This is a genomic window from Mycobacterium sp. SM3041 (genome assembly GCF_039668335.1).
Taxonomy (GTDB): Bacteria; Actinomycetota; Actinomycetes; order Mycobacteriales; family Mycobacteriaceae; genus Mycobacterium.
The window spans coordinates 28,135-52,627 of record NZ_JAYXBQ010000027.1 but is presented as its reverse complement, the minus strand read 5'-3'; the positions used below and the strand labels follow the sequence as shown (position 1 = coordinate 52,627).

The 24,493-nt window shown below is 69.1% G+C and carries 25 protein-coding genes; 19 read left to right on the top strand and 6 right to left on the bottom strand.

All coding sequences use genetic code 11. From position 1 onward, the window contains the following. Positions 1–42 precede the first annotated feature (42 nt). Positions 43–597, top strand: coding sequence for a TetR/AcrR family transcriptional regulator (locus VXD91_RS07385; protein ID WP_135356525.1), 555 nt, complete (start codon positions 43–45; stop codon positions 595–597). Here the strand turns inward: VXD91_RS07385 and VXD91_RS07380 are convergent. Both VXD91_RS07380 and VXD91_RS07375 read right to left on the bottom strand, forming a co-directional pair. Beyond that, positions 594–2,000, bottom strand: coding sequence for a lipase maturation factor family protein (locus VXD91_RS07380; protein WP_346415069.1), 1,407 nt, complete (start codon positions 1,998–2,000; stop codon positions 594–596). The genes VXD91_RS07385 and VXD91_RS07380 overlap by 4 nt on opposite strands. Before the next feature lie 65 nt (positions 2,001–2,065). Continuing rightward, positions 2,066–2,554, bottom strand: coding sequence for an inorganic diphosphatase (locus VXD91_RS07375; RefSeq protein WP_135356445.1), 489 nt, complete (start codon positions 2,552–2,554; stop codon positions 2,066–2,068). Between the two features lie 89 nt (positions 2,555–2,643). Between VXD91_RS07375 and dacB the strand changes: the two genes are divergently transcribed. The 5 genes from dacB to VXD91_RS07350 are packed head-to-tail and all read left to right on the top strand — an operon-like array spanning position 2,644 to position 8,853. Beyond that, positions 2,644–4,014, top strand: coding sequence for a D-alanyl-D-alanine carboxypeptidase/D-alanyl-D-alanine-endopeptidase (gene dacB, locus VXD91_RS07370; protein WP_346415068.1), 1,371 nt, complete (start codon positions 2,644–2,646; stop codon positions 4,012–4,014). Then, complete coding sequence (locus tag VXD91_RS07365; protein ID WP_346415067.1) at positions 4,011–5,060, top strand: zinc-dependent metalloprotease; 1,050 nt, start codon at positions 4,011–4,013, stop codon at positions 5,058–5,060. The genes dacB and VXD91_RS07365 overlap by 4 nt, the downstream gene beginning before the upstream one ends. Then, positions 5,039–5,995 (top strand): tRNA lysidine(34) synthetase TilS, encoded by a 957-nt coding sequence (gene tilS, locus VXD91_RS07360; protein WP_346415066.1) that lies wholly within the window; start codon positions 5,039–5,041, stop codon positions 5,993–5,995. Before VXD91_RS07365 ends, tilS begins: the two co-directional genes overlap by 22 nt. Positions 5,996–6,017: 22 nt before the next feature. Continuing rightward, on the top strand, positions 6,018–6,617 hold the full coding sequence (gene hpt / locus VXD91_RS07355) for a hypoxanthine phosphoribosyltransferase (RefSeq protein WP_346415065.1): 600 nt from the start codon (positions 6,018–6,020) through the stop codon (positions 6,615–6,617). A gap of 19 nt (positions 6,618–6,636) precedes the next feature. After that, a complete protein-coding gene (locus tag VXD91_RS07350; RefSeq protein WP_346415064.1) occupies positions 6,637–8,853 on the top strand; it encodes a molybdopterin-dependent oxidoreductase in 2,217 nt (738 codons plus the stop codon). On the opposite strand, the gene VXD91_RS07345 is transcribed toward VXD91_RS07350, so the two are convergent. From VXD91_RS07345 to VXD91_RS07335, 3 genes are read right to left on the bottom strand one after another with little or no spacing between them, the layout of a single operon-like run. Beyond that, positions 8,850–9,560, bottom strand: a complete 711-nt coding sequence (locus tag VXD91_RS07345; protein WP_318985397.1) for an SIMPL domain-containing protein — start codon at positions 9,558–9,560, stop codon at positions 8,850–8,852. The two genes, VXD91_RS07350 and VXD91_RS07345, sit on opposite strands and share 4 nt — an antisense overlap. A gap of 5 nt (positions 9,561–9,565) precedes the next feature. After that, positions 9,566–10,750, bottom strand: a complete 1,185-nt coding sequence (locus tag VXD91_RS07340) for an LLM class flavin-dependent oxidoreductase (protein WP_212807296.1) — start codon at positions 10,748–10,750, stop codon at positions 9,566–9,568. Beyond that, a complete protein-coding gene (locus VXD91_RS07335) occupies positions 10,747–11,667 on the bottom strand; it encodes an alpha/beta hydrolase (protein WP_318985398.1) in 921 nt (306 codons plus the stop codon). Before VXD91_RS07335 ends, VXD91_RS07340 begins: the two co-directional genes overlap by 4 nt. A gap of 132 nt (positions 11,668–11,799) precedes the next feature. Here VXD91_RS07335 and ftsH point away from each other — a divergent pair, with 132 nt between their 5' ends. The 11 genes from ftsH (at position 11,800) to VXD91_RS07280 (ending at position 21,153) form a co-directional block, all read left to right on the top strand. After that, positions 11,800–14,058, top strand: a complete 2,259-nt coding sequence (ftsH, locus tag VXD91_RS07330) for an ATP-dependent zinc metalloprotease FtsH (protein WP_318985399.1) — start codon at positions 11,800–11,802, stop codon at positions 14,056–14,058. A gap of 8 nt (positions 14,059–14,066) precedes the next feature. Then, positions 14,067–14,675, top strand: a complete 609-nt coding sequence (gene folE, locus VXD91_RS07325) for a GTP cyclohydrolase I FolE (RefSeq protein ID WP_318985400.1) — start codon at positions 14,067–14,069, stop codon at positions 14,673–14,675. Continuing rightward, on the top strand, positions 14,672–15,490 hold the full coding sequence (gene folP, locus VXD91_RS07320; protein WP_318985401.1) for a dihydropteroate synthase: 819 nt from the start codon (positions 14,672–14,674) through the stop codon (positions 15,488–15,490). The genes folE and folP overlap by 4 nt, the downstream gene beginning before the upstream one ends. Then, complete coding sequence (gene folB, locus VXD91_RS07315) at positions 15,483–15,857, top strand: dihydroneopterin aldolase (RefSeq protein WP_135356456.1); 375 nt, start codon at positions 15,483–15,485, stop codon at positions 15,855–15,857. Before folP ends, folB begins: the two co-directional genes overlap by 8 nt. Then, positions 15,854–16,357, top strand: a complete 504-nt coding sequence (gene folK, locus VXD91_RS07310; protein ID WP_318985402.1) for a 2-amino-4-hydroxy-6-hydroxymethyldihydropteridine diphosphokinase — start codon at positions 15,854–15,856, stop codon at positions 16,355–16,357. The genes folB and folK overlap by 4 nt, the downstream gene beginning before the upstream one ends. Continuing rightward, complete coding sequence (locus VXD91_RS07305) at positions 16,357–16,833, top strand: DUF3180 domain-containing protein (protein WP_318985403.1); 477 nt, start codon at positions 16,357–16,359, stop codon at positions 16,831–16,833. Before folK ends, VXD91_RS07305 begins: the two co-directional genes overlap by 1 nt. Positions 16,834–16,900: 67 nt before the next feature. Next, a complete protein-coding gene (locus VXD91_RS07300; protein WP_318985404.1) occupies positions 16,901–17,980 on the top strand; it encodes a DUF6779 domain-containing protein in 1,080 nt (359 codons plus the stop codon). Between the two features lie 80 nt (positions 17,981–18,060). Then, entirely contained in the window at positions 18,061–18,987 is a 927-nt protein-coding gene (locus VXD91_RS07295; RefSeq protein WP_318985405.1) for a DUF2520 domain-containing protein, read from the top strand. Beyond that, on the top strand, positions 18,984–19,940 hold the full coding sequence (panC, locus tag VXD91_RS07290; RefSeq protein ID WP_318985406.1) for a pantoate--beta-alanine ligase: 957 nt from the start codon (positions 18,984–18,986) through the stop codon (positions 19,938–19,940). Before VXD91_RS07295 ends, panC begins: the two co-directional genes overlap by 4 nt. Next, entirely contained in the window at positions 19,940–20,347 is a 408-nt protein-coding gene (panD, locus tag VXD91_RS07285; protein WP_020100918.1) for an aspartate 1-decarboxylase, read from the top strand. The genes panC and panD overlap by 1 nt, the downstream gene beginning before the upstream one ends. Before the next feature lie 5 nt (positions 20,348–20,352). Then, entirely contained in the window at positions 20,353–21,153 is an 801-nt protein-coding gene (locus tag VXD91_RS07280; protein ID WP_135356462.1) for a type III pantothenate kinase, read from the top strand. Here VXD91_RS07280 and VXD91_RS07275 read toward each other — a convergent pair. Further along, positions 21,150–22,397 (bottom strand): alanine racemase, encoded by a 1,248-nt coding sequence (locus VXD91_RS07275; protein WP_167837984.1) that lies wholly within the window; start codon positions 22,395–22,397, stop codon positions 21,150–21,152. The two genes, VXD91_RS07280 and VXD91_RS07275, sit on opposite strands and share 4 nt — an antisense overlap. A 24-nt stretch (positions 22,398–22,421) precedes the next feature. Between VXD91_RS07275 and lysS the strand changes: the two genes are divergently transcribed. Then, a complete protein-coding gene (gene lysS / locus VXD91_RS07270) occupies positions 22,422–23,924 on the top strand; it encodes a lysine--tRNA ligase (RefSeq protein WP_135356464.1) in 1,503 nt (500 codons plus the stop codon). A gap of 109 nt (positions 23,925–24,033) precedes the next feature. Continuing rightward, the gene (gene lsr2 / locus VXD91_RS07265) at positions 24,034–24,381 is read left to right on the top strand and encodes a histone-like nucleoid-structuring protein Lsr2 (RefSeq protein ID WP_020100914.1); all 348 of its coding nucleotides are present in this window, start codon (positions 24,034–24,036) and stop codon (positions 24,379–24,381) included. Positions 24,382–24,493: the final 112 nt, after the last annotated feature.

Below are 24,493 nucleotides of genomic sequence, written 5' to 3'. Positions count from 1 at the left end.
TCGACAAGGGAACGGACCAAGGAACGCCTGGTCACCGAGGCCATGCGGCTGTTCAGCGAGCAGGGCTACAAAGCCACCAGCATCACCCAGATTGAGAAGGCCGCCGGCCTGGTGCCCGGCTGCGGCGCCCTCTACAACCACTTCAAAACAAAAGAGGCCGTCCTCGTCGCGGGGATCGACAGGCAGCTGGACCGGCGCCGCGCGATGCACGACATCAGCGCACTGTTCGCCGGCGAGGGCGAGCTGCGGACCGAACTCACGCTGCTCGGCCGGTACGTGCTGAGCGTCCTGAACCAGGAAAGCCAGTTCCTGCAGGTGGCAGCCCGCACACCGGCGGACCAGTCGGACCGCGTCAACGCCGCCTATGCCGCTCTGGTCGACGGCCTCTACAGCGAGCTGACCGACTGGATCAGGGGTTGCGCGCCCCGCCTCGATCCGGCCGACGCCCGGCGGATCGCCGTGGTCGGGGTCAACGCACTGCTGGGCAAGCAGGCGACGCGCGTCGTCTTCCACGCCCCGCAGGTGGACATCCCCGATGACGAGTACATCGCGGACTGGACCGCGATGCTGGCCGGCCGGATCGAAGCCGCGCACTAGTCGGGCAGCGTGACCGGCGGGAAGTACTCGCCTTCCGGCGTCCGGTGCCACCACACCCGGTCGTGCCGCAGTTCGTGGGGAGTGGCGTAGCGGTAGCGGAAGATCCGCGCGCGGACGAACTTGGGTAGCGAATCCGGAAACGGGTTGTGCCGCAACAGTTTCAGTGTGTCCGCGTCGCCGCGCAGCAATCGCTCCAGCAGGCCGGCGAACCACTGGCGCCCGTAGGTCGGCGAGATCGCGGCGAACCACATCAGCCAGTCGAGTCGCAGGTGGTAAGGCGCCCACTGCCGCGGCAGCCGGCCGACGGCGCCGGGCTTGCCCTTGAATTCGTATTCGTGCCAGACGGTTTCGTCGGTGATGTCGTCATCGTCGGTGCCCTCGAGCACCACCTCACGCCGGACACGGCCGATCGAGCCGAAGGCGCCGTAGGTGTTCACCAGGTGCAGCGGATCGAACGATGCGTTCATGCGCTGCTGCGGCGACAGCAGGTTGCGCACCGGCCAGTAGCTCAGCACCATGACCAGGACACTGAATCCGATGACGAGCACCACGAACCACGTCGGCGCTGCGGCGGGCAGGGGTGTGGCGGACGCCGGCCCGGCGATCGCACTGAACGCCAACACCATCGTCAACCAGTTCAGCCACGCATAGTTACCGGAGATCACCAGCCAGAGCTGCGTGACCACCACGATCGCGCCCGCGATGGTGGCGACAGGCTGCGGTGCGAACAACCCGAACGGAACCACCAGCTGCGTGAAGTGGTTGACCGCGACCTCGACCCGGTGCAGCGGCTTGGGCAGGTGATGGAAGAACCAGCTCAGCGGGCCCGGCATCGGCTGCGTCTCGTGGTGGTAGTAGAGGCACGTCAAATCGCGCCAGCACCGGTCACCGCGCAGCTTGATCAGCCCGGCGCCGAACTCGGTGCGGAAGACGAGCCACCGCGCCAGCCAGATCACCAGCACGGGCGGCGCCACGGAGTCGTTGCCGAGGAACACCGCGAGGAATCCCGCCTCCAGCAGCAGGGACTCCCAGCCGAAGGCGTACCACCGCTGCCCGACGTTGACGATCGACAGGTACAGCACCCACAGCAGCAGCCACAGGAGCATCGCCGCCCACAGCGGCACGAGATCGCCGGCACCCGCGACCAGCGCGGTACTGAGCGCGGCGCCCGACCACGCGACGGCCGCGAAGAACGTGTCGGAGTAATGCCAGTGAAAGATGCTGGGCGCCTGCCGGAACGACACCGCCGACAGATATCGCGGAATGGGCAACATGCCCTGCGCGCCGAGGAGGGCGCGGAATTGCCTTGCGGCGCAGAGGAAAGCAATCAGATAGACGCCGGCGATGCCGCGTTCCAGCACCAGCCGGCTGAACCAGTATTCGGGTGCTGTGAACCAATCCATCGCCGATTCCTGACCCGCCGCCGCTTTCCAGCGTACGGCGGGTCAGGCTCGGTGAAAACGAAAGACTAGTGCTCTTGCTCTTCGAACCGGGCGATCGAGCGGGCCAGCTCTTCTTCGGCCTCCTTGCGGCCGACCCAGTCGGCGGCCTTGACGAACTTGCCCGGCTCCAGGTCCTTGTAGTGGACGAAGAAGTGCTTGATGGCGTCCAGCTCGAACTCCGAGATGTCGCTGACGTCCTGGATGTGGTCCCAACGCGGGTCACCGGCGGGAACGCACAGCAGCTTGTCGTCGCCGCCGGCCTCGTCGGTCATCTTGAACATGGCGACCGGGCGAGCGTCGACGATGCAGCCCGGGAAGACAGACTCTGTCAGCAGCACCAGCGCGTCCAGCGGGTCGCCGTCCTCGCCGAGGGTGTTCTCGAAGAACCCGTAGTCGGTGGGGTAACCCATGGGGGTGAACAGGTAGCGGTCGAGCTTCACCCGTCCGGTCTCGTGGTCCACTTCGTACTTGTTGCGCGAACCCTTGGGGATCTCGATGACGACTTCGTGCTCCACCGGGAGACTCCTTAGCTCTGTGCTGATAACGGGCTACACCTTAGACGAGCGATACCCTGCTGAGTGACCCGTACGAGTTCAGGAGCAACATGCGGCCCACCCGGTGGCGCCGATCGACCCACGTGGTGATCGGCGTGGCAGTTCTCGTGCTGGTTGCCGCGCTGGTGGCGGCCGCCGCGGTGATGACGCGGCATGATGCCGTCCCGGCAGCCGGGGCGACGGTCAAGCCCCAGCCCGCGCTCGTCTCGCCGCGACCGGCCGTGCAACCGGTCTCCGACAACGCGCCGCAAGTGGTGCCCGCGCAGCTCGCCGCCGTGCTGGCGCCGCTGGCCGCCAACCCGAATCTCGGCATTCTCGGGGGCCGGATCACCGATGCCATCACCGGCGCGCAGGTGTGGGGGCTGAGCGAGAACGTCCCGCTACAGCCCGCATCCACCAACAAGACCCTCACGGCGGCCGCGGCCCTGCTGACCCTCGACCGCAACGCGCGGCTGACCACCACGGTCGTGTCCGGCGACACCCCGGGCGTCGTGGTGCTCAAGGGCGGCGGCGACCCGACGCTGTCGGCGGCGCCGCCGGGCACCGACACCTGGTACGGCGACGCGGCCCGGATTTCCGATCTGGCCGACCAGGTCCGCAAGGCCGGCGTCACGCCCCGCGCCATTCAGGTCGACACCAGCCTCTACTCGGGCCCGACCATGGCGCCGGGCTGGGACGTCGCCGACATCGAGGGCGGTGACTGGGCGCCGATCCAGTCGGTGATGGTCGACGCCGGTCGCGTCCAGCCCACCACGGTCGAGTCCAAGCGCTCGACGACACCGGCCCTCGACGCCGGCCGCGCCCTGGCGGCGGCGCTGCGGGTCGACCCCGCCAACGTGACCCTCCGCACCAGCCCCGCCGGCGGTCAGCAGCTCGCCGCGGTGCAATCCCCGCCGCTGATCGAGCGCCTGCGCGAGATGATGGGCGCCTCCGACAACGTGATGGCCGAGTCGATCGGCCGCGAGGTCGCCGCCGCGGTGAACCAGCCGCAGAGTTTCGACGGCGGGGTACGTGCCGTTCTCGGACAGCTGGCGAAGGCCGGACTGACCACCTCGGGTGCGACGCTGTTCGACGCCAGCGGCCTGTCGGTCAACGACCGGCTCACTGCCACGGTCCTGGACGACGTCGTCAACGCGGCCGCGGGCACCAATGAGCCCCGCCTGCGCCCGCTGCTCGACGTCCTGCCGATCGCGGGCGGCAGTGGCACGCTGTGGAACCGCTACGCCGACACCTCGTCGGCCGGATACCTGCGCGCGAAGACCGGTTCACTGACCGGCACCAACGCGCTGGCGGGCATCGTCACCGACCAGAGCGGACGGGTCCTGACCTTCGCGCTCATCTCCAACAACGCCGGTCCGGAAGGACGCACCGCGCTGGACGCCCTCGCCGCGGCGTTCCGGTCCTGCGGGTGCGGCACGTGAGCCGGAAGCCGACCGTCGGCCGGGCCGTCGACTGGGGCTTCGCCGCCACGGTCGGGGCAAAGCTGACCCGCCCGGAACCGGCGACCACCGACTACACCCGCAACCAGGTGCGCGCGCAGCTCGCCGATTCGGCGCGCCGGGCCGAGCTCCCGGTGCGCGAGGTGACGCTCCTCAACGAGGGCGCCGAAGTGCCCGAAGCGCGCGTCGTCGACCGGCAGGACTGGGTGCGTGCTGCCGCCGAGTCGATGCGGGTGATGACCGGTGGCGAAACCTCCAGTCCCACAGGCCTGGCCGCGAAGCTGGGCGGACGGATCGCCGGGGCGCAGACGGGCGCGGTGCTGGCGTTCGTGTCGTCGGGCATCCTCGGGCAGTACGACCCGTTTGCGGCGAACGGGGGCGAGTTGCTTCTCGTCGCGCCCAATGTGCTTGCCGCCGAACGGCAGTTGAAGGTCGAACCCGCCGACTTCCGGCTGTGGGTGTGCCTGCACGAGGTGACGCACCGCGTGCAGTTCCGCGCGAACCCCTGGCTCACCGAACACATGTCGCAGGCGCTCGCCGTGCTGACCGACGAATCCGGTCTGGATGCCGGTGACGTCATCGGCCGGCTGGCGGAGTACGTGCGGGCACAGCGGGACGGCGACGCCGACGCGAATTCGCAAGGCATCCTGGGCATCATGCGCATCATGCAGTCCGACGAGCAGCAGCGTGCGCTGGATCAGCTGCTGGTGCTGGGGACGCTGCTGGAAGGGCACGCCGATCACGTCATGGACGCCGTCGGTCCGGCGGTCGTGCCGTCGGTCGCCACCATCCGCAGCCGGTTCGACGAGCGCCGCCACCGCAAACAGTCTCCGCTGCAACGGATTGTCCGCGCCCTGCTCGGTGTTGACGCCAAGATCGCCCAGTACACCCGCGGCAAGAAGTTCGTCGACGAGGTGGTGTCGACCGTCGGCATGAAGCGGTTCAATGCGATCTGGACCGATGCCGAAACCCTGCCGCTGCCAACCGAAATCGATGAGCCGCGGCGATGGATCGATCGAGTGCTCTGACCCCGCTGCGCGCGGCCGTCACCGCCTTCGCGCGCCGGCACCCGGCCGACCGGTGGTGTGTCGGGCTCTCCGGTGGCGCCGACTCGCTGGCACTGACCGCCGTCGCCGCCGCCCTGAAACCGACCATCGCGCTGATCGTCGACCACGGCCTGCAAACCGGATCGGCCGACGTCGCCGCCACTGCGGCGGCACAGGCCCGGCAGTTGGGTTGCGTTGACGCGCAAGTGCTCTCCGTCGATGTCGGTACCGACGGTGGACCGGAAGCCGCGGCCCGCACGGCGCGCTACGCCGCCTTGGACGCCGCCCGCGATGGGGCTCCGGTGCTGCTCGCGCACACCCTCGACGACCAGGCCGAGACGGTGTTGCTCGGCCTGGGGCGCGGATCGGGCCCGAGATCCATTGCCGGCATGCGGGTTTGGGACCCACCGTGGGGACGGCCCCTGCTGGAGGTGCGGCGCGCCGACACCGAAGCGGTCTGCGCCGAACTGGGACTGACGCCCTGGCGGGACCCGCACAACACCGACCCGCGCTACACCCGGGTCCGGCTGCGCACCGAGGTGCTGCCATTGCTGGAGGACGTGCTCGCCGGCGGCGTCGCGCCGGCGCTGGCCCGTACCGCCGCCGCGCTGCGGGAGGACAACGACGCCCTCGACGCCCTGGCCGCCGGGCACCTGGCTGCCCTGCGCGACGGCGAGGGCCTCACCGTCGCCGGGCTCGAGGATCTCCCCGCCGCGCTGCGCCGCCGGGTGATCCGCGCCTGGCTGCTGAGCGTCGGCGCCACCACGCTCACCGACGTCCAGCTGCGCGCCGTCGACGCGCTCGTCGCGGACTGGCACGGGCAGGGCGGCGCCGCCGTCAGCTCGCCGCTGCGGTACCAGCGATTGATCGTGACCCGCCGCGCCGGACAGCTCACAGTCGCCGCCCGGCCCGTGTGAGCGACCGCCGAGCGGGACGGTCTTGGTACTCGGCGCAGAGGCATGGCACGCTGTTGCCGTGGATCTGTATCCGGGTGACATCAAGTCGGTTCTCCTGTCTCAGGAGCAGGTTCAGGCGCGCATCGCCGAGATGGCCGCGCTGATCGCCGAGGACTATCGCGCCGACGCGGGCGACCAGGATCTGCTGCTGATCACGGTGCTCAAGGGCGCGGTCATGTTCGTCACCGACCTGGCCCGCGCGATCCCGCTGCCGACGCAGCTCGAGTTCATGGCGGTCAGCTCGTACGGGTCGTCGACCTCGTCGTCGGGCGTCGTGCGCATCCTCAAGGACCTCGACCGCGACATCAGCGGCCGTGACGTGCTGATCGTCGAAGACATCATCGACTCGGGCCTGACGCTGTCGTGGCTGCTGCGCAACCTCGCGACGCGGGGCCCGCGCTCGCTGCGGGTGTGCACGCTGCTGCGCAAGCCCGACGCCATGCGCGCCGACATCGACGTCGCACACATCGGCTTCGACATCCCCGACGAGTTCGTCGTCGGCTACGGCCTGGACTACGACGAGCGCTACCGCGACCTGCCGTACATCGGCACGCTCGATCCGAAGGTGTACGAACAGCACTAGTCGGAGCAGAATCCGGAGCATGGACACCGCCCTCCGGATCTGCCCCTTCTGTGAAGCCACCTGCGGCCTGACCCTCACCATCGACGACGGCCGTGTCACTGCCGCGCGTGGTGATCACGACGACGTCTTCAGCGCGGGCTTCATCTGCCCCAAGGGCGCCAGCTTCGGTGAGCTCGACAACGATCCGGACCGGCTGACCCGCCCGCTCGTCCGTCGTGACGGCGTACTGACCGAGGCCACGTGGGACGAGGCCTACGCCGTCGTCGCCGATCAGCTCGGCGCGGTGATCGCCGGGCACGGTGGGGCATCGGTCGGGGTCTACCTCGGCAACCCGAACGCGCACACGATCGCGGGCGCGCTGTATGCCCCGCTGATCCTCAAAGCGCTGGGCACCCGCCAGGTGTTCAGCGCCAGCACGCTCGACCAGATGCCCAAACACGTTGCGCTGGGCCTGATGTTCGGCAGCCCGGGCGCGTTCACCGTGCCCGACCTCGACCGCACCGACCATCTCGTGATCATCGGCGCGAATCCGCTGGTGTCCAACGGCAGCGTGACCACCGCGGCCGACTTCCCCGGCAAGCTGCGGGCGCTGAAGAAGCGCGGCGGCAAGCTCGTGGTGATCGACCCGGCGCGAACCCAGACCGCCAAGCTCGCCGACCGGCATCTGGCGCCGCGGCCCGGGACCGACGCGGCGCTGCTGCTCGCCGTCGTGCATGTGCTGTTCGACGAAGGTCTGGTCGATCTCGGTGCGAACGCCGAGCACGTCATCGGCGTGGAGCAGGTCCGCGCGCTGGCCGCCGACTTCGCGCCCGAGGCTGTCGAACAGGCCTGCGGCGTCGGCGCCGACGAGATCCGCGAACTGGCCCGTGAGCTCGCGGCGGCGCCGACGGCGGCGGTGTACGGCCGGATCGGCACCTCCACAGTCGAATTCGGCACGATCGGCAGTTGGCTCGTCGACGTCATCAACATCCTCACCGGCAACCTGGACCGGCCCGGCGGGGTGATGTTCCCGCTCGGCGCGGCGGTCCCGGCGCCGCGGCCACCGAAGCCGGGCCGCGGCTTCCGGACCGGCCGGTGGGCCAGTCGGGTCTCTGGCTACCCCGAGGTGATGTCCGAATTGCCGGCCACCGCGCTCGCCGAGGAGATCGACACCGCGGGCGAGGGGCAGATAAAGGCGATGATCACCATCGCCGGGAACCCGGTGCTGTCCGCGCCGGACGGCGACCGGCTCGACAAGGCCTTGGACAGTGTCGAATTCATGCTGTCGGTCGACCCGTATCTCAACGAGACCACGCGGCACGCCGACGTCATCCTGCCGCCGCCCCCGCCTTCGCAGAGTCCGCATTTCGACGTGCTGCTCAACAACCTCGCGGTGCGCAACAACGTGCGCTACTCGCCGCCGGTGCTGCCGCCGGCCGACCGGCCGGGCGAGGCCGAAATCCTGTCGCGTATCGCGTTGATCCTGACCGGTCTTGGGGCACAAGCGGATCCCGCCCTGGTCGACGCGCAGGTGATCGCGCTGACCTTGGCCAAGGAGACGCACGACCCGGATTCCCCGGTCGCCGGTCGCGACGTCGACGAACTGACGGCCATGCTCCCCGCCGGCCCCGGCTATGAGCGCCGCCTCGACATGATGCTGCGGCTCGGGCCCTACGGTGACGCCTTCGGCGCCAAGCCCGGCGGGCTGACCCTCGAGAAGCTCAAGGCCAATCCGCACGGCATCGACCTGGGCGCGATGCAGCCGAGAATCCCCGAGGTGCTCCGAACCCCCAGTGGCAGAATCGAACTCGCTCCGGAGCCGATCGTCGCCGACGTGGCGCGGCTACGCGAGGCGCTGAGCCGCTCGGCCGGCGGCTTCCTGCTCATCGGCCGCCGCCACCTGCGCTCCAACAACAGCTGGATGCACAACCTGCCCGCGCTGTCGGGTGGCTCCAACCGCTGCACGCTGCAGATTCACCCCGACGACGCCGCCGACCTCGGCCTCACCGACGTCGCGATCATCAAGGGCCCGGGCGGCGAACTGCTGGCCCCGATCGAGGTGACGGACGTGATGCGGCGCGGCGTGGTGTCGCTGCCGCACGGTTGGGGCCACAACCGCGGTGGCACCGGTCAGCAGCTCGCGAGCAGCCATCCTGGCGTCAACGTCAACCAGCTCAACGACGGCACCCACCTGGACCGGCTGTCGGGTACCGCGGTGCTGAACGGCATTCCGGTCGAGATCGCCGCGGCGGGTTAACCGAGTTCCCAGATCACCGTCACCGAGAAGCTGACGGTCTGCTGACCGGGGGACAGCGGCACGGCTTCGGCCATCGCCATCCGCGGCGCCGGCAACGGCGTCGGGGTGGTGCCGCCGGTGGCCTCGGAGATCGAGATCACCTTGCCGAGGCTCAACCCGGACAGCTGCGCGTACTGCTGCGCGCGGTCCTTGGCGTCGTCGAAGGCGTGCGTGCGGGCGTCCTTCACCAGCTGCGAGTCGTCGTCGATCGAGTACGCGACGTTGCTGATCCGCGTGGCATTACCGCCCGCGGTGACGATCTTCGCCAGCACCTGCGACGCGGTGTCGAGCTTGCGGACCTTGATGTCGATGGTGTTGCTGGCCCGGTATCCGGTGATGACGGCGTCGCGGTAGTCGGGCTGCAGCTCGACCTGTTTGGTGGCGATGTCCTTGTTGTCGATGCCCGCCCCGGACAGCGCATCGATCACGGCCTGCTGACGGCTGCTGGTCTGGTTCATGGCGGCGGTGACGTCGGGCGCCGTCGCCTCGATGGACGCGGTGACGTTCAGGGTGTCCGGCGTGCCCTGGACCTTGCCGTTGCCGACGACTGTGACCTGGCGGCTCTCCGGCTTGGCGTCGTCGGAACCGCAGCCGGCGACGCCGACGGTGGTGGCGATCGCAAGTCCGGCGAGGGTCAGGGCGGCAGTACGTCGGGTCGCAAATGGCATGGTTGTCAGCGTACCGACGCGTCTTTGTTGTGCTCGGCGATCGCGTTGCCGACGGCCTCGCCAACCCGGCCGAACAGCTGGTCGCGCAGGCCTTTTGCCCATTCGTGCGAGGCGCGTGGCGCGGTGAGCTGGCCCTTGAAATGGGGGATCACCTCGCGGGCGAACAGTTCGTAAGAGTGCATGGTGGCGGCAGGCGGCGCCCAGTCGTGGCCCAGCATCAGGAACGTGCCGAAGCCGCCGGACCGGTCCAGCATGTCCTGGATGTAGCCGATGCAGTCGGCGGGCGTGCCGATACAGCAATTGCCTTTGGCCGCATAGTCTTCGACGAACTGCCGGGACGTCGGCGCCGGTCCGGTCTGGCTGCCCAGCGGGACGAAGCCGGCCGCGCCGAAGTAGTTCGAGAAATCCTCCAGACCGTAGGTGCAGTCCTCGATGGCCTGCTCCCGGGTGTCGGCCAGGTGCACGACGCCCAGCACCCGCCAGCTGCGCCGGTCGGGCTCGGGCCGACCGGCTTTCGCGGCCTGGTCGCACACCAGGTCCCACGTGGTCTCGAGGGCGGCGTAGCCGCCGGGCACCGACATCGACAGCGACAGCAGCGACGTGCCCAGCTGCCCGGCCAGTCGCGGACCGGAAGGGGAAACCATTGCCGCCGTGGATATCTCGGGATACGGCCAAGTGTACGGCCGGATGTGCAGCGCGGCGTCGCGCAGCGTGAACCAGTCGGTCTCCCGCGTGATGCGCTCGTCGGGTGCGGCGCGGAACAGGGCCAGGATGGCCTCGAGGGATTCCTGCTGCATGCGGCGCTGGTCGACGGGGTCGATGCCCATCATGTAGGCGTCCGACGGCAGCGCGCCCGGACCGGTCCCGAACATCACCCGGCCGCGGGTCAGATGGTCGAGCAGTACCCAGCGGTCGGCGACCATCAGCGGGTGGTGGTACGGCAGCGACACCACGCCGGTGCCGAATCGGATGTTCTTGGTGCGTTCGGCGGCCGTGGCGATGAAAACCTCGGGGCAGGCGATCAATTCGTACCCGCCGGAATGGTGTTCGCCGTACCAGACCTCGTCGTAGCCCAGCCGGTCCAGCCGGACGGTGCGTTCCAGGTCGTATTCCAGTGCGGTGGTGGGAGATTGGCCGACCGGGTGGAACGGTGTGATGAAGGCCCCGAAATCCAGTGGGCGACCCGTCATTTCACTCCTCCGATGAAGTCGATGAGGATGGCGTTGACCTCGTCGGGCCGTTCCTGCTGCAGCCAGTGCCCGGCGCCGTCGATCATGACCTCGCGGTAGTCGCCGGTGACGACGTCCCGCACCCGGTCGCGCGGCGTGAAGCTCAGGACCGGATCGGCAGTGCCGCCCACGAACAGTGTCGGCACCGTGATGGTCGCGGCGGGGGTGGTCTCCGTCAGCTTCCAGTTCCGGTCGAAGTTGCGGTACCAGTTCAGCGGACCGGTGAAACCGCTCTCGGTGAAAGCCCTGACGTACGTCTCGAATTCGTCTTCGGGGAGCCAGTCCGGCAGCGGCGGCAGCGGGGTGTCCGCCAGCGAGTCCGGCGGCGCGGCGAAGCCTTCCTCCGCGACCATCCGGCGCATCGTGCTGCGCGGATCGCGGCCCAGTGCCGAGTCGGCCACGCCCGGCTCCTGGAAGTACAGGATGTAGAAGTAGTTGTCGCCGACCCGCCGGCGCCAGATTTCGGTCGGCGGCGCCGATGCCCGCGGCACCGGCGGCACACTCAGCGCGGCGACCGCCCGCACCCGGTCGGGGTGCAGCAGCGCGAAGTTGCACACCACGGGCGAGCCCCAGTCGTGCCCGACGACCACCGCGCGCTCGGCGCCGACTTCGTCGAGCAGTCCGGCCAGGTCCCCGGTGAGGTGGATGATGTCGTAGTCCTCGATGGCTGCCGGGCGCGACGAACAGCCGTAGCCGCGTTGGTCGGGGGCCAGTACGTGGTAGCCGGCCGCGGCGAGCGCCGGGATCTGGTGCCGCCAGGAGTGCGCGAGCTCGGGGAAGCCGTGCGCCAGCACCACCACTGGTGCGCCGCGGTCGCCGGCTTCGGTGACCTGCAGCTGCACGCCATTGGTCTCGACTAACCGTTTGGTGGACGTCATCACCGTTTCACCAAAGCACAGGTTTCCCTCCGGGAACTGCCGATCGTTTGCATAGCGGTAACCTGTGAACTATCCCGCATCTGTGTATCGGAAGGACCTGGCCGACGAGTATTCGCCGGCCGAAATATGTCGATGAAGCGAAAAAACGTCATCCGCACCCTGACCGTCGTCGCGGTCGTGTTGCTGCTGGGTTGGTCTTTCTTCTATTTCAGTGATGACACGCGCGGTTATCACCAGGTCGACACGTCTGTCGCGGTCGCCCAGATCAACGCCGGGAACGTCACCGGCGCCCAGATCGACGATCGCGAACAGCAGGTCCGGCTGGATCTGAAGAGCGTCAGCGCCGACACCGACAACAGCAACAAGATCATCACGTCGTTCCCGACGGGCTATGCGGTGCCGCTGTTCGATGCGCTCAACGGCAAGAACGTCAAGACCAAGACCGTCGTCAACCAGGGCAGCATCCTCAGCTCGCTGCTGATCTACCTGCTGCCGCTGCTGCTGCTCGTCGGCCTGTTCTTCATGTTCTCCCGCATGCAGGGCGGCGGCCGCATGGGCTTCGGCTTCGGCAAGTCGCGCGCCAAGATGCTCGGCAAGGACATGCCGAAGACGACGTTCGCCGACGTCGCCGGCGTGGACGAGGCCGTCGAAGAGCTCTACGAGATCAAGGACTTCCTGCAGAACCCGAGCCGTTACCAGGCCCTCGGCGCCAAGATCCCCAAGGGCGTGCTGCTGTACGGCCCGCCGGGAACGGGTAAGACGCTGCTGGCCCGCGCGGTCGCCGGTGAGGCCGGGGTTCCGTTCTTCACGATTTCCGGTTCGGACTTCGTCGAGATGTTCGTCGGTGTCGGCGCCTCCCGCGTGCGTGACCTGTTCGAGCAGGCCAAGCAGAACAGCCCGTGCATCATCTTCGTCGACGAGATCGACGCCGTCGGCCGTCAGCGCGGCGCCGGCCTGGGCGGTGGCCACGACGAGCGCGAGCAGACGCTGAACCAGCTGCTGGTCGAGATGGACGGCTTCGGTGACCGCCAGGGCGTCATCCTGATCGCCGCCACCAACCGGCCCGACATCCTCGACCCGGCCCTGCTGCGCCCCGGCCGCTTCGACCGGCAGATCCCGGTCTCGGCACCCGACCTGGCCGGCCGCAAGGCCGTGCTGCGGGTGCACTCGGCCGGCAAGCCCATCGCCCCCGACGCCGACCTCGACGGCCTGGCCAAGCGCACCGTCGGCATGTCCGGCGCCGACCTGGCCAACGTCATCAACGAGGCCGCGCTGCTGACCGCCCGCGAGAACGCCACCGTGATCACCGGCCCGGCGCTGGAGGAAGCCGTCGACCGTGTCGTCGGTGGTCCGCGCCGCAAGGGCCGCATCATCAGCGAGCTGGAAAAGAAGATCACCGCGTACCACGAGGCCGGGCACACGCTGGCCGGCTGGGCCATGCCGCACCTGGACCCGGTGTACAAGGTGACGATCCTGGCCCGCGGCCGCACCGGTGGGCACGCCGTCGCCGTCCCCGAGGACGACAAGGGCATGCAGACCCGCTCCGAGTTGATCGCGCGCCTGGTCATGGCGATCGGCGGCCGTGCCGCCGAAGAGCTGATCTTCCGCGAGCCCACGACCGGCGCGGTCTCCGACATCGAGAACGCCACCAAGATCGCCCGCGCCATGGTCACCGAGTTCGGCATGAGCGCCAAGCTGGGCGCCGTCCGGTACGGCACCGAGCACGGTGATCCCTTCCTGGGCCGCACCATGGGCACCCAGGCCGACTTCGGCCACGAGGTCGCCCGCGACATCGACGACGAGGTGCGCAAGCTCATCGAGGCCGCGCACACCGAGGCGTGGGACGTGCTGACGCAGTACCGCGACCAGCTGGACGCCCTGGCCGGCGAGCTGCTCGAGAAGGAGACGCTGCACCGCCCCGACCTGGAGCGCATCCTGGCCGACGTCGAGAAGCGGCCCCGCCTGACGCTGTTCGACGACTTCGGTGGCCGGATTCCGTCGGAGAAGCCGCCCATCAAGACGCCGGGCGAGCTGGCCATCGAGCGCGGCGAGCCGTGGCCCCCGCCCGTCAAGGAGCCGGCCTTCAAGGCGGCCATCGCCGCGGCCAGCCAGGCCGCCGCCGGATCCGGCGTGAACGGCACCAACGGCGCGCACGCCGCGCCGAACGGTCAGCCCCAGCACGGACAGACCCAGCCGAACTACGGCGCACCCGCGGGCTGGCAGGCCCCGGGCTGGCCGCCCCAGGGACCGCCGCAGCACGGCCACGGCCACCACGCCCAGCCGGGCCAGTGGTACCCGCAGCCGGGCTGGGGACAACCCGGTCCGTCGCAGGGCTACCAGCCGTACCCGCAGCAGCCGGCGCCGCCGCCTGCCAAACCCAACGACGAGTAGGCGCATAGATGACGCGGTCGCAGATCCATTCGGCCAGGCTCACCCCGCCGAAGTTCGATCACGATCGAGCCGAGGCAGCAGTGCGTGAGCTGCTGCTCGCCGTGGGCGAGGACCCGGACCGGGAAGGGCTCCGGGACACTCCCGGCCGCGTCGCGCGCGCCTTCGAGGAGATTTTCGGCGGGCTGTACACCGACCCCGACTCGGTGCTCGACACCACGTTCGACGAGGGGCACGACGAGCTGGTGCTGGTCAAGGACATCCCGATGTATTCGACCTGCGAGCACCACCTGGTGTCGTTCCACGGCGTCGCGCATGTCGGCTACATCCCGGGTGAGGACGGCCGGGTGACGGGACTGTCCAAGATCGCCCGCCTCGTCGACCTGTACGCCAAGCGGCCCCAGGTGCAGGAACGGCTGACCGGCCAGATCGCCGACGCGCTGATGCGCAAGCTGAACCCGCAGGGCGCCATCGTGGTGGTCGAGGCGGAGCACCTGTGCATGGCGATGCGCGGCGTCCGCAAGCCCGGTGCGGTGACCACCACCTCGGCGGTGCGCGGCCAGTTCAAGACCTGCGCGTCGTCGCGAGCCGAGGCGCTGGATCTGATCCTGCGGAAGTGAACCCCGTCCGCACGCGCGTGATGGGCGTGGTCAACGTCACCGCCGACTCGTTCTCCGACGGCGGCCGCTTCCTCGACCACGACCGCGCCATCGAGCACGGTCTGGAGCTGGCGGCGCAGGGAGCTCAGATCATCGACGTCGGCGGGGAATCCACCCGGCCCGGCGCGGCGCGGCTGGATCCCGAGGTCGAACGCGGCCGCGTCCTGCCGGTGATCAGAGAGCTTGTGGCACAAGACATCACGGTCAGCGTCGACACCATGCACGCCGACGTGGCCGAGGCCGCGCTGGAATGCGGCGTGCACATCGTCAACGACGTGTCGGGGGGCCGGGCCGACCCGAACATGGCCCCGCTGCTGGCCGGCGCGCGGGTGCCGTGGGTGCTGATGCACTGGCGCGAGGTCGACGCCGCGCAGCCGCACCGGATTCCGGAGTACCCCGACGTCGTGGCCGATGTCCGGGCCGAACTGCTCACCGCCGTCGACGACGCGGTGGCGGCCGGCGTGGAGCCGGGCAACCTGATCATCGATCCGGGCCTGGGCTTCGCCAAGTCCGCGCAGCACAATTGGGCGCTGCTGCGGGCGCTGCCCGAGTTCGTGGCCACCGGTGTCCCGGTGCTGGTCGGGGCGTCGCGCAAGCGGTTCCTCGGCACCCTGCTGGCGGATGCCGACGGCACGCCGCGCGAGCCCGACGGCCGGGAGACGGCCACCGCGGTGATCTCGGCGCTGGCGGCGCAGCAGGGCGCGTGGGGAGTGCGGGTGCATGATGTGCAGGCGTCGGTGGATGCGGTGAAGGTGGTGCAGGCCTGGCATGGCTGATCGAATCGAATTGCGCGGCTTGACCGTTCGCGGGAATCACGGCGTCTTCGACCATGAACGCGAGGACGGCCAGGACTTCGTCGTCGACATCACGGTGTGGATCGACCTGGCGGCCGCCGCGCTGAGCGACGAGCTGTCGGACACCCTGGACTACGGCAAGCTGGCGCAGCAGGCCGCCGACATCATCGCCGGGCCGCCGCGCAATCTGATCGAGACGGTGTCGGCCGAGATCGCCGACTCGGTGATGACCGACCAGCGTGTCCACGCCGTCGAGGTGGTGCTGCACAAGCCCAGCGCGCCGATCCCGTTGACGTTCAAGGACGTTGCGGTCGTGGCGCGCCGGTCGAGGCGGGGCGGCCGAGGGTGACGTCCGTGGTCCTGTCCATCGGCTCCAACCTGGGTGACCGGCTCGCTCACCTGCAGTCGGTGGTCTCGGGGCTGCGCGCTGTGGTCCGCGCGGTCTCACCGGTTTACGAGACGGCGGCCTGGGGCGGTGTCGAGCAGGGGCCGTTCCTGAATGCCGTGCTGCTGGCCGACGATCCCGGCCTCGACGGCCCGGGGTGGCTGCGGCGGGCCCATGAGTTCGAGAACGCGGCGGACCGCGTGCGCGAACAGCGTTGGGGGCCACGCACTCTCGATGTCGATATCGTCAGCTGCCACGACGGCGACGTCGAAGTGCGCTCCGACGATCCGGTCCTGACACTGCCGCACCCGCTGGCGCATCAACGCGCCTTCGTGCTGGTGCCGTGGCTGGCGGCCGACCCCGGCGCCCAACTGCGAGGTGTTCCGGTCGCCGAGCTGCTGGCCGCGCTCGATGCCGTCGAACGCGACGGCGTGCGCCGCACCGACCTGGCGCTGGTGCCCTGATGGGACCGACCCGGAAGCGGGACCTGGCGATCGGCACGGCGCTGGCCACGGTCGTCGCGTACCTGCTGGTGATCCTGGTGTACCGCTGGTTCCCGCCGATCACGGTGTGGACGGGGTTGTCGCTGTTGGTTTTTGCCGCCGCGGAGGCGGGCTGGGCATTCTTCCTGCGCGCCAAGATCTCGGGCGGTGACATCGGTGTGGGGTCCGGCCGGATCCACCCGCTGGCGGTCGCGCGGTCGGTCGTGGTGGCCAAGGCGTCGGCCTGGGTCGGGGCGCTGGCCCTCGGCTGGTGGCTCGGCGTCCTCGGTTACGTGCTCCCGCGGCGCGGCGTCCTGCGCGTCGCGGCGGCCGATTTCCCGGGTGTGACGGTCGCCGCGGTGAGCGCGCTGGCCCTGGTGGTGGCGGGTCTGTGGTTGCAGCATTGCTGCCGCGCGCCGCTGGACCCGCCGGAGAAGTCCGACGGCGCAACCGAATAGGTAACGATCCGTCCGGACGGGGTGTCGGTCGACCTGCGATGGGAAGGCAAAACGGTACAGTCAGCCCATGATCGATCCGACCCGGGCTGCGCGTGGCAGGCGTGCGAACCGCAGGCCGGGTTGGTTGCTGCTGACGGCGTTGCTGGTGCTCGCGATCATCGCCAGTTCCGCACTGGTGTTCACCGATCAGGTCGAGTTGCTGAAACTCGCTGTGGTCATCGCCCTGTGGGCCGCGGTGGCGGCGGCGTTCGCCTCGTTCATCTACCGGCGCCAGGCTGATCTGGACCAGGCCCGGGCCCGCGACCTCAAGCTCGTCTACGACCTGCAGCTCGACCGCGAGATCGCGGCGCGGCGCGAATACGAACTGTCGCTGGAATCGCATCTGCGCCGTGAGCTGGCCTCCGAACTGCGCGCCCAGTCGGCCGACGAGGTTGCGGCGCTGCGTGCCGAGCTGGCCGCGCTGCGCGCCAACCTCGAGTTCTACTTCGACACCGATCTCGCGCACCGCCCGGCGCTCGAGACCGACCGCACCGGGCAGGCCGCGCCGGTCGGCCGCGTCGTCGCCAGCCGGATCGACACCGAGGACCGGCCCGACCTGATGTCGGAGCCGAACACCGAAGAGAGCCCCATCATCGACGTGGCGGCCGAGCCGCATGTGCCGCCGGACCCGTGGGCGCCACCACCCCCGCCGCCGCAGCCGCCGTTCGGTGGCGCGCACCGTCGTCCGCCGGAGCCGGGCCCATCCGACTGGCAGCCGACGCCGGCCGAAGGCCAGTGGATTCCGGCCGGTCAGCCCGGCAGCAACTGGGCCGCCGCGACGCCGGAACCGGCGCCGCCCCCGCCGCCGCCCCCGCCGCCGCCGGTCCAGGACCGCGGACCCGAACCGACCATGACGCTGCCGGTCGTCCCACCCGCTCCCGAGCCGGCTCCCGAACCGCCGCGCCGGGGCCGCCACGGGGCCCCCGCGGAACCGGCCACTGCGCCGCCCGCGACAGAGACCCCTGTCACATCCGGCCGTCGGCGCCGAGCCGAGCCGGACGACGAACCCGCAGGTCAGCACGTTGGCGGGCAGCCGGCGGCCGAATTGCTGGCGCGCCTGCAGGCCAATCCCAGCGGCGGCGGCCGTCGACGTCGCCGCGAGGACTGAGCTACGCTCTGCGGTGACCGTCCGGTACCTGCCGAGCAGGACTGGAACGAGGAGAAACCACCAATTGTGAGGTCGCTGCAATGAAGCAGCTCGACGGACTGCGTCCGGCCCGGCTCACTGTCGGAATCATTTCCGCAGGGCGGGTCGGCAGTGCGCTGGGTGTTGCGCTGGAGCGCGCCGACCACGTCGTCGTCGCGTGTAGCGCGATCTCCCATGCGTCGCGCGGTCGTGCCGAGCGCCGGCTGCCCGACACCCAGGTGCTGCCCGCGCACGACGTCGCTGCCAAGGCCGAACTCCTGCTGCTGGCCGTGCCGGACGCCGAGCTGACGTCCGTCGTCGCCGGCCTGGCGGCCACCGGATCGGTCCGTCCCGGCACCATCGTCGTGCACACCTCGGGCGCCAACGGCATCGCCGTGCTGGCCCCGCTGACCGAGCAGGGCTGTATCCCGCTGGCCATCCACCCGGCCATGACGTTCACCGGCTCGGACGAAGACATCACCCGGCTGTCGGAGACCTGTTTCGGCATCACCGCGGCCGACGACATCGGCTACGCCATCGCCCAATCTCTTGTTCTCGAAATCGGCGGCGAACCGTTCCGGGTTCGCGAAGACGCCCGCACGCTCTATCACGCGGCCCTGGCGCACGCCGGCAATCACGTCATCACCGTCGTCCTCGACGCCGTCGAAGCCCTGCGCGAGGCGCTCGCCGGCCAGGAACTGCTGGGGCAGGAACTGGTCACGGGTGACCCCGCCGGCATCGCCGAACGCATCCTCGCGCCGCTGGCGCGGGCCTCCCTGGAGAACGCGCTGCAACGCGGGCAGAGTGCGCTGACCGGCCCGGTGGCCCGCGGTGACGGCGCCGCCGTCGCCGCCCATCTGCATGCCATGGCGGAAGTGAATCCCGAACTGGCGCAGGGATATCGGGCCATGTCGCTGCGCACCGCACAACGTGCCCACGCACCCGAAGAGGTTTTCGCCGTGTTGAACGACTCAGGGAGAGCGCAGTGACCGATCGCAGGCCGCCGAAGTTCACCGCCGGCGAGCTGAACCTCTACACCAATCCGACCGACGTGTCGGATGTGTCGCGGGTGCTGCGCGCGACGGGGCGCCGCGTGATGCTCGTGCCGACCATGGGCGCGCTGCACGAGGGGCACCTGGAGCTGGTGCGCTCCGCCAAGAAGGTGCCCGGCGCCGTCGTGGTGGTGTCGATCTTCGTCAACCCGTTGCAGTTCGGCGCGGGGGAGGACCTGGACGCCTACCCGCGGACGCTGGACTCCGACGTCGAGTTGCTGCGCGGCGAGGACGTCGACATCGTCTTCGCACCCAGCGCCGCTGCCATGTATCCGAGCGGCCGGCGCACCACGGTCGTGCCCGGCCCGCTGGGCGCCGAACTGGAGGGCGGCTCCCGCCCGACGCACTTCGCCGGGATGCTGACCGTGGTGCTCAAGCTGCTGAACATCGTGCGGCCCGACCGCGCGTTCTTCGGCGAAAAGGATTACCAGCAGCTGGTTCTGGTGCGCCAGATGGTCGACGACCTCGACCTCGACGTGCGCATCCAGGCGGTGCCGATCGTGCGCGAGTCCGACGGACTGGCCATGTCGTCGCGCAACCGCTATCTCGATGCTGAACAGCGCGAGCAGGCCGGGGCGCTGTCCGCGGCGCTGCTCGCCGGTAAGTACTCCGCGTCGCACGGCGCGGCCGCCGCACTCGATGCGGCCCGGGCGGTCCTCGACGAGGTACCCGCCATCGACGTCGACTATCTGGAGGTCCGGGACCCCTGGCTGGGACCGGCACCGGCGTCGGGCCCGGCCCGGATGCTGGTGGTGGGCCGGCTCGGCACGACCAGATTGTTGGACAACATCGCCATCGATATCGGTGCATCCGCAGGGATCGACGGTCACCCCAATGTGGGGTCTGCCGCCGACCAGGACGGGAACCACGAATTACCTTGGAGGAATTGATGTTTCGCACCATGCTGAAGTCCAAGATTCACCGGGCCACGGTGACGCAGGCGGACCTGCACTACGTGGGTTCGGTGACCATCGACGCCGACCTGATGGACGCCGCCGACATCCTCGAGGGTGAGCAGGTCACCATCGTCGACATCGACAACGGCAACCGGCTGGTCACCTACGCCATCACCGGTGAGCGCGGCACCGGCATCATCGGGATCAACGGTGCCGCAGCGCATCTGATCCATCCCGGTGACCTGGTGATCCTCATCGCCTACGCCACCATGGACGATGCCGAGGCCCGCACGTACCAGCCGAACGTCATCTTCGTCGACGCGCAGAACCGGCAGATCGACTTCTCGCACGACGCCGCGCACGTCCCGGACGGCGTCGACGGCCTGCTGTCGCCGCGGTAACGCCGGTGCTGCTGGCAATCGATGTCCGCAACACCCACACCATCGTCGGGTTGATCTCCGGCTCCGGAGATCACGCGAAAGTGGTGCAGAACTGGCGGATTCGGACCGAGTCGGAGGTGACGGCCGACGAGCTCGCGCTGACCATCGACGGCCTGATCGGTGACGATGCCGAAAACCTGCTCGGCGCAACGGGTTTGTCGACGGTGCCGTCGGTGCTGCACGAAATCCGGGTCATGCTGGACCAGTACTGGCCGAAGGTGCCGCACGTGCTGATCGAGCCGGGTGTGCGCACCGGCATCCCGCTGCTCGTCGACAACCCGAAAGAGGTCGGGGCCGACCGCATCGTCAACTGCCTTGCGGCGTACCACAAGTACGGCACCGCGGCCATCGTCGTCGACTTCGGGTCGTCGATCTGCGTCGACGTCGTCTCGGCCAAGGGTGAGTTCCTCGGTGGTGCCATCGCGCCCGGGGTCCAGGTGTCCTCTGATGCGGCCGCGGCCCGTTCGGCGGCGCTGCGCCGCGTCGAGCTGACCCGGCCGCGGTCGGTGATCGGCAAGAACACCGTCGAGTGCATGCAGGCCGGTGCGGTGTTCGGTTTCGCGGCCCTGGTGGACGGCCTGGTGAACCGCGTGCGTGACGATGTCGACGGCTTCGACGGAAACCACGTCACCGTGGTGGCCACCGGTCACACCGCGCAGCTGGTGCTGCCCGATCTACGGACCGTGCAGCACTACGAGAAGAACCTCACGCTCGACGGCCTCCGCCTGGTCTTCGAGCGCAACCAGCGCAACGCCCGCCGGGCCTAGAAGAACGTCCGGACCAACTCGACCACCCGGTGGTCGGCGTCGAGCACCGGGATCAGCTGCCACTTGTCGAACACCGTGCATGGGTGTGAGATGCCGAATTCCAGCCAGTCACCGACGGCCAGGTCCTGGTCGGCCGGTGCCAGCCGCAGGTAGGCGTGCTGGTCGTTGAGCTTCTCGACGCGGCTGTCGGGCCGCCCGTACGGCACGGGCAGGTCCTGGTCGAACGAGACGTCGCGGCGGCCCATGCCCACGATGGCGAGGTCGGGCTCGGGCCGGGACAGCACCTGCGCCCACACGCTGAGCGCGGGCTCCAGGTGGGCGCTGTCGGTGCGGCCGAGCGGCGTCGTGCGGGCGTAGAGACCGTCGTCGTGCGTCAGGTAGCAGCCGCTGCGCAGGACGGTCTGCACCGTCATGCCGTCGGGCCAACCGGTCAGGATGTCGGCGACCAGGTCGAAGTACGTGCTGCCGCCGGCCGTCGCCAGGATCTCGTCGGTCTCGAACAGCGGGTGCAACCGGATGACGGTGTCGCGCATGGTCTGCAGGTACGCCGAGACGGCAGCCACCGCGGCGTCACCGACCTCATGGCCGGTGGCCGCCTCGTATCCGGCGACGCCGACGAGCCGCAGCCGGTCCGAGTCCACCGCCGCGCGCGCCACGGCGTCGACGGTCTCGGCGTCGCGGCAGCCGGTGCGGCCGCCCGGCTGGCCGATCTCGACGCAGACGTCCACCTGGCGGCGCCGGCCGGTCAGCGCGGACGTCATCAACTGCACGCCACGCACCGAGTCCACCCAACAGGTCAGCTCGAAGTCGGGATTGGCGTCCAGCTCGGCGGCCAGCCAGCGCAGCCCGGTGACGTCGACGAGCTCGTTGGCCAGGATGATCCGGCGCACCCCGAACGCCCGAAACACCCGGACCTGGCTGATGGTGGCGGCCGTGACAGCCACTGCTCCCGCGCCGAGCTGACGGGCGAGAAGCTGCGGTGACATGTGGGTCTTGCCGTGCGGCGCGAGCTGTACGCCCCGGCGCCGGCACCAGCGCGCCATGGTGACCATGTTGTGCACCAGCGGCTGGGTACGCAGCGTGCACACCGGCGACACCGCGCCGTCGGCGAACAGACTGGGGCGGCGACGGCACACCTGAGCAGGCGTCTGGCCCCACCACGAGGCCGGCAGTCCCTTGAATTTCCAGTCGATCGGCTCGTGGTCCAGCGCGTCTACGGCGGACTGCTCGAAACTGGTGGCCATGGGCTTCATTTAAGCTGGCATTTCGTGAGCGAAGCCGACAGCCCCGACATTCCCGAGCAGTTCCGCATCCGCCAGGCCAAGCGTGAGCGGCTGCTGGCCGAGGGGCGCGACCCGTATCCGGTCGAGGTGCCGCGTACCCACACCCTGGCCGAGCTGCGGGCGGCCTATCCGGAGCTCGCCGCGGACACCGCGACCGGTGACATCGTCGGCGTCGCAGGGCGTGTGGTGTTCGCCCGGAACTCCGGAAAGCTGTGCTTCGCGACGCTGCAGGAGGGTGACGGCACCCAGCTGCAGGCCATGCTGAGCCTGGACAAGGTGGGCCAGGAGTCGCTCGATGCCTGGAAGTCCGACGTCGACCTGGGCGACATCGTCTTCATCGAGGGCGAGGTCATCAGCTCCCGGCGCGGGGAATTGTCTGTGCTTGCCCAGAACTGGCAAATTGTGTCCAAGGCGCTGCGGCCGCTTCCCGTCGCGCACAAGGAATTGAATGAAGAGACGCGGGTCCGGCAGCGGTACGTCGACCTGATCGTGCGGCCCGAGGCCCGCAATGTCGCCCGCCAGCGCATTGCGGTGGTGCGGGCATTGCGTTCGGCATTGGAGCGTCGCGGTTTTCTCGAAGTCGAGACCCCGATGCTGCAGACGCTGCCCGGTGGCGCTGCCGCCCGGCCATTCATCACGCACTCCAACGCGCTCGATGCGGATCTGTACCTGCGCATCGCGCCCGAGTTGTTCCTGAAGCGCTGCCTGGTCGGTGGCTTCGAGAAGGTTTTTGAGCTTAATCGGAACTTTCGCAACGAGGGCGCGGATTCCACGCATTCACCGGAATTTGCGATGTTGGAGACTTATCAGGCCTACGGCACATATGACGATTCCGCGATTGTGACGCGTGAGCTTATTCAGGAGGTTGCCGACGAGGCCATTGGTACCCGAATGGTCCCGCTGCCGGACGGTTCCACCTATGACCTCGATGGTGAATGGGCGACCATCGAAATGTATCCGTCGTTGTCGGAAGCGCTGGGTGAGGAGATCACCCCGGAGACTTCCGTCGAGTACCTGTGGAAGGTGGCCGAACGGCTCGGCGCCGAGATTCCCCGGGACCGCGGATACGGTCACGGGAAATTGATCGAGGAACTGTGGGAGCACACCGTCGGCGATCACCTTTGGGCGCCGACCTTCGTCCGCGATTTCCCGGTGGAGACCACGCCGCTCACTCGGGCCCACCGCAGTATTCCGGGCGTTACAGAAAAATGGGATCTGTATGTCCGGAAGTTCGAGCTCGCCACCGGATATTCGGAGTTGATCGATCCGGTGATTCAACGCGAGCGTTTCGAGGCGCAGGCGCGTGCCGCCGCTGCCGGTGACGACGAGGCAATGCGACTTGATGAGGATTTCCTTATCGCATTGGAGTATGCGATGCCGCCGACGACCGGAACAGGAATGGGACTCGACCGCTTGCTCATGGCGTTGACGGGGTTGACGATTAGGGACACGGTTTTGTTCCCGATTGTGCGGCGCCAAGCCGACTGAAAACTGAGCTGACCCTGAGACTTGTTGAAGGAATTGAACTCCTATGCCAGCATTGTTATGGCAGAGTCGATTCTGCATTTTTCCGAGGCAGAAGGGTTAGTGTGGGCCGATGGCAAAGAAAGTGACTGTCACGCTCGTCGACGATTTCGACGGTGAAGGTGCGGCGGATGAGACGGTCGAATTTGCTCTCGACGGGGTGAACTACGAGATCGACCTCACCACCAAGAACGCCACCAAGCTTCGGAATGATTTGAAGAAATGGGTCGAGGCCGGCCGTCGTGTCGGTGGTCGCCGCCGCGGCCGCGCCAGCACCGGCGCGACAGGGCGGGGCCGCGCGTCCATCGACCGTGAGCAGAGCGCCGCGATCCGGGAATGGGCGCGCCGCAACGGCCACAATGTCTCCAGCCGGGGCCGTATCCCGGCGGAGATCATCGACGCGTTCCACGCCGCCACCTGAGCCCGCGGGCAACAGAATTCAGGATTGCCCGCAGTTTCTCTGTTCGCTTTCGGCGTAGCCCGGTCGGCCCGATCCGGGAAACGTTTCGTCGCCGCAGCGCGTTGGCCTTTTC